A 5,568-nucleotide genomic window follows, 5' to 3' on the forward strand; every position below is an offset into this window, starting at 1 on the left:
TGGAGGAGTTGTCCGGCGGCGTCCTACTCTCCCACTCCGTTCCCGGAGCAGTACCATCGGCGCTGAGAGGCTTAGCTTCCGGGTTCGGAATGGTACCGGGCGTTTCCCTCTCGCCATGGCCGCCGTAACACTGTGCACCTGTCAACCACGCGCCGGGAACGGCGGGGTTGGTGCGTTCAGAACCGCACAGTGGACGCGTGTGTCTTGCTTCGACCGCCCCGCGGTGTGGGGGATGGTGTGGTCGTGTGGTCAAGCCCTCGGCCTGTTAGTACCGGTCAGCTCCACACCTCGCGGTGCTTCCACCTCCGGCCTATCAACCCGCTGGTCTGGGCGGGGGCCTTACCCGGTTGTCCCGGTGAGAGACCTCATCTTGAAGCGAGCTTCCCGCTTAGATGCTTTCAGCGGTTATCCCTGCCGAACGTAGCCAACCAGCAGTGCACCTGGCGGTACAACTGGCACACCAGAGGTTCGTCCGTCCCGGTCCTCTCGTACTAGGGACAGCTCTTCGCAAGTCTCTTACGCGCACGGCGGATAGGGACCGAACTGTCTCACGACGTTCTAAACCCAGCTCGCGTACCGCTTTAATGGGCGAACAGCCCAACCCTTGGGACCTACTCCAGCCCCAGGATGCGACGAGCCGACATCGAGGTGCCAAACCATCCCGTCGATATGGACTCTTGGGGAAGATCAGCCTGTTATCCCCGGGGTACCTTTTATCCGTTGAGCGACACCGCTTCCACATGCCGGTGCCGGGTCACTAGTCCCAGCTTTCGCTCCTGCTCGACCCGTCGGTCTCGCAGTCAAGCTCCCTTGTGCACTTGCACTCGCCACCTGATTGCCAACCAGGCTGAGGGAACCTTTGGGCGCCTCCGTTACCCTTTGGGAGGCAACCGCCCCAGTTAAACTACCCACCTGACACTGTTCCTGATCCGGATCACGGACCGAGGTTAGACATCCAATTCGACCAGAGTGGTATTTCAACGGCGACTCCACGAACACTGGCGTGCCCGCTTCCCAGTCTCCCACCTATCCTACACAAGCCGAACCGAACACCAATATCAAGCTGTAGTGAAGGTCCCGGGGTCTTTCCGTCCTGCCGCGCGTAACGAGCATCTTTACTCGTAGTGCAATTTCGCCGAGCCTGTGGTTGAGACAGCTGAGAAGTCGTTACGCCATTCGTGCAGGTCGGAACTTACCCGACAAGGAATTTCGCTACCTTAGGATGGTTATAGTTACCACCGCCGTTTACTGGCGCTTGAGTTCTGAGCTTCGCCCCGAAGAGCTAACCCGTCCCCTTAACGTTCCAGCACCGGGCAGGCGTCAGTCCGTATACCTCGTCTTACGACTTCGCACGGACCTGTGTTTTTAGTAAACAGTCGCTTCTCACTGGTCTCTGCGGCCGCCCACCGCTGCCCACCGCGCGGGTGTTGACAGCAGACGGCCCCCCTTCTCCCGAAGTTACGGGGGCATTTTGCCGAGTTCCTTAACCACAGTTCGCTCGATCGCCTCGGTATTCTCTACCTGACCACCTGAGTTGGTTTGGGGTACGGGCCGCTCGGAACTCGCTAGAGGCTTTTCTCGGCAGCATAGGATCATCCCATTCACCGCAATCGGCTATGCGTCAGGCCTCACCCTCGTGCGCCACGGATTTGCCTATGGCGCGGGCCACACCCTTGCACCGGTACTACCACTCACCGGTAGGACTACCTTCCTGCGTCACCCCATCGCTTGCCTACTACCAGCTCGGGTCCCGCGCTCCACCGACCTCTCCACAAGTGGATCGGCCGGCTTCGGGCGGTCAGCATCACTGGGTTCAGCATGGGCGTTCCTTCGCGGGTACGGGAATATCAACCCGTTGTCCATCGACTACGCCTGTCGGCCTCGCCTTAGGTCCCGACTCACCCTGGGCGGATTAGCCTGGCCCAGGAACCCTTGGTCTTCCGGCGGGGGAGGTTCTCACTCCCCTCTCGCTACTCATGCCTGCATTCTCACTCGCGTGGCGTCCACGGCTGGATCCCTCCGCCGCTTCACCCGCCACACGACGCTCCCCTACCCACCCCGCCACCTGGCCGGCCCTCCGAAGAGGAACCGGCGGGCATACGGCGGAGTGCCACGGCTTCGGCGGTGTGCTTGAGCCCCGCTACATTGTCGGCGCGGAACCACTTGACCAGTGAGCTATTACGCACTCTTTCAAGGATGGCTGCTTCTAAGCCAACCTCCTGGTTGTCTCTGCGATCCCACATCCTTTTCCACTTAGCACACGCTTAGGGGCCTTAGCCGATGATCTGGGCTGTTTCCCTCTCGACTACGAACCTTATCGCCCGCAGTCTCACTGCCGCGCTCTCACTTACCGGCATTCGGAGTTTGGTTGACGTCAGTAACCTTGTGGGGCCCATCGGCCATCCAGTGCTCTACCTCCGGCAAGAAACACGCGACGCTGCACCTAAATGCATTTCGGGGAGAACCAGCTATCACCGAGTTTGATTGGCCTTTCACCCCTACCCACAGCTCATCCCCCAGGTTTTCAACCCTGGTGGGTTCGGTCCTCCACGCGGTCTTACCCGCGCTTCAACCTGGCCATGGGTAGATCACTCGGCTTCGGGTCTAGAGCACGCGACTGGCACGCCCTGTTCGGACTCGCTTTCGCTACGGCTACCCCTCACGGGTTAACCTCGCCACGTACCACTAACTCGCAGGCTCATTCTTCAAAAGGCACGCAATCACCGCCCGCACCGAAGGTGCGGCTTCACGGCTCTCACGGCTTGTAGGCACACGGTTTCAGGTACTATTTCACTCCCCTCCCGGGGTACTTTTCACCTTTCCCTCACGGTACTCGTCCGCTATCGGTCACCAGGGAGTATTCAGGCTTAGCGGGTGGTCCCGCCGGATTCACACCGAATTCCACGGGCTCGGTGCTACTTGGGAAACACGTTCGGGAGGCGCTGCGTTTTCGTGTACGGGGCTCTCACCCTCTGCGGCGACCCCTTCCAGAGGCCTTCCACTAACGACAGCGCTTGCTCACTCCCCGCACACCCGGCAGAGTGTGCTGAACGGTCCCACGACCCCGCCTCCACAACCCCTGCCGGGTATCACATGGAAACGGTTTAGCCTCCTCCGCTTTCGCTCGCCACTACTCACGGAATCACGGTTGTTTTCTTCTCCTGTGGGTACTGAGATGTTTCACTTCCCCACGTTCCCTCCACACGCCCTATGTGTTCAGGCGCGGGTCACACCACATGACTGGTGCGGGGTTCCCCCATTCGGACATCCTCGGATCAACGCTCGGTTGGCAGCTCCCCGAGGCTTATCGCAGCCTCCTACGTCCTTCATCGGCTCCTGGTGCCCAGGCATCCACCGTGTGCCCTTAACAACTTGGCCACACAACTACAACAACCCCCACACAACCCACCCGCTCAAGTCCCGATCCGCCCACCCCGCAGGGCAGACCGAACCAGCACCGAGCCGGCGCGTCGCGCGGGCCTGCAATCAAAGAAGATGCTCGCGTCCACTGTGCAGTTCTCAACGACCAACCGGCCACCATCCGACCCGCCCCGCCGAACCCCACCCGACCGCACGCACAACACGCGCCGCCGACGATGAGTGGTACGAGGACCCGAACGGCCCCGGACCGAGACAACCAACCCCCACCGGCGGACATTCCGTCCATCCGCAGGAGTCCGCTCCCTCAGGACCCAACAGCGTGCCTACGACCGGCCCTGCCCACCCACCACGTTCCTCGCCCGCGAACGCGGGCCGTACTAGCAGCGGCCAGAAGAGACCGGCCGAACTGGTCAGCGTTCCACCCTCGAGCACCACCCCACACACTCGCCGGCACCCGCAGATGGGCACCGATCCCCGGCGTGGGCGCGGCTCTGCACCGGACAGCTCCTGGCTGCCCGGTCAGTGCTCCTTAGAAAGGAGGTGATCCAGCCGCACCTTCCGGTACGGCTACCTTGTTACGACTTCGTCCCAATCGCCGATCCCGCCTTCGACGGCTCCCTCCCACAAGGGGTTGGGCCACCGGCTTCGGGCGTTACCGACTTTCGTGACGTGACGGGCGGTGTGTACAAGGCCCGGGAACGTATTCACCGCAGCGTTGCTGATCTGCGATTACTAGCGACTCCAACTTCATGGGGTCGAGTTGCAGACCCCAATCCGAACTGAGACCGGCTTTTTGGGATTCGCTCCACCTCGCGGTATCGCAGCCCTTTGTACCGGCCATTGTAGCATGTTTGCAGCCCTAGACATAAGGGGCATGATGATTTGACGTCATCCCCACCTTCCTCCGAGTTGACCCCGGCAGTCTCCCATGAGTCCCCACCATCACGTGCTGGCAACATGGAACGAGGGTTGCGCTCGTTGCGGGACTTAACCCAACATCTCACGACACGAGCTGACGACAACCATGCACCACCTGTGCACGGCCCTTACGGACCCCACATCTCTGCGGGATTTCCGTGCATGTCAAGCCTAGGTAAGGTTCTTCGCGTTGCATCGAATTAAGCAACATGCTCCGCCGCTTGTGCGGGCCCCCGTCAATTCCTTTGAGTTTTAGCCTTGCGGCCGTACTCCCCAGGCGGGGCGCTTAATGCGTTAGCTGCGGCACGGAGACCGTGGAATGGCCCCCACACCTAGCGCCCAACGTTTACGGCGTGGACTACCAGGGTATCTAATCCTGTTCGCTCCCCACGCTTTCGCTCCTCAGCGTCAGTTGTTGCCCAGAGACCCGCCTTCGCCACCGGTGTTCCTCCTGATATCTGCGCATTTCACCGCTACACCAGGAATTCCAGTCTCCCCTGCAACACTCAAGTCGGCCCGTATCGACTGCAGGCCCGGAGTTGAGCTCCGGGTTTTCACAGCCGACGCGACCAACCGCCTACGAGCTCTTTACGCCCAATAATTCCGGACAACGCTTGCACCCTACGTATTACCGCGGCTGCTGGCACGTAGTTGGCCGGTGCTTCTTCTGCAGGTACCGTCACCGTGAGGCTTCGTCCCTGCTGAAAGAGGTTTACAACCCGAAGGCCGTCATCCCCCACGCGGCGTCGCTGCGTCAGGCTTCCGCCCATTGCGCAATATTCCCCACTGCTGCCTCCCGTAGGAGTCTGGGCCGTGTCTCAGTCCCAGTGTGGCCGGTCACCCTCTCAGGCCGGCTACCCGTCGTCGCCTTGGTAGGCCACTACCCCACCAACAAGCTGATAGGCCGCGGGCCCATCCCCAGCCGGAAACCCTTTCCACCACCAGACCATGCGGCCAGCGGTCACATCCGGTATTAGCCCCAATTTCTTGGAGTTATCCCAGAGCCGGGGGCAGGTTGCCCACGTGTTACTCACCCGTTCGCCACTGATCACCCCGCAAGCGAGGATCACCGTTCGACTTGCATGTGTTAAGCACGCCGCCAGCGTTCGTCCTGAGCCAGGATCAAACTCTCCGTAGATGAATTCGAATCCGGGCGAGAACCGAGAACTGGACGCTCTCGTCAATCAACCCAAAGAAACCCACAAAAGGGGTTGTCACTTGCTTGGCACTGACTTTCGGCACGCTGTTGAGTTCTCAAGGAGCGGACGC

General features: G+C 60.9%; 3 rRNA genes. All 3 read right to left on the reverse strand.

From position 1 onward, the window contains the following. Nucleotides 1-10: 10 nt before the first annotated feature. Nucleotides 11-127 (reverse strand): 5S ribosomal RNA (gene rrf / locus ACI79G_RS24810). A gap of 118 nt (nucleotides 128-245) precedes the next feature. Beyond that, nucleotides 246-3,378 (reverse strand): 23S ribosomal RNA (locus ACI79G_RS24815). A 536-nt stretch (nucleotides 3,379-3,914) separates the two neighbouring features. Continuing rightward, nucleotides 3,915-5,437: ribosomal RNA gene (locus tag ACI79G_RS24820) — 16S ribosomal RNA — on the reverse strand. The 16S, 23S and 5S rRNA genes sit together here, the layout of an rRNA operon. Nucleotides 5,438-5,568 lie beyond the last annotated feature (131 nt).

It is taken from the genome of Geodermatophilus sp. SYSU D00779 (genome assembly GCF_054050595.1).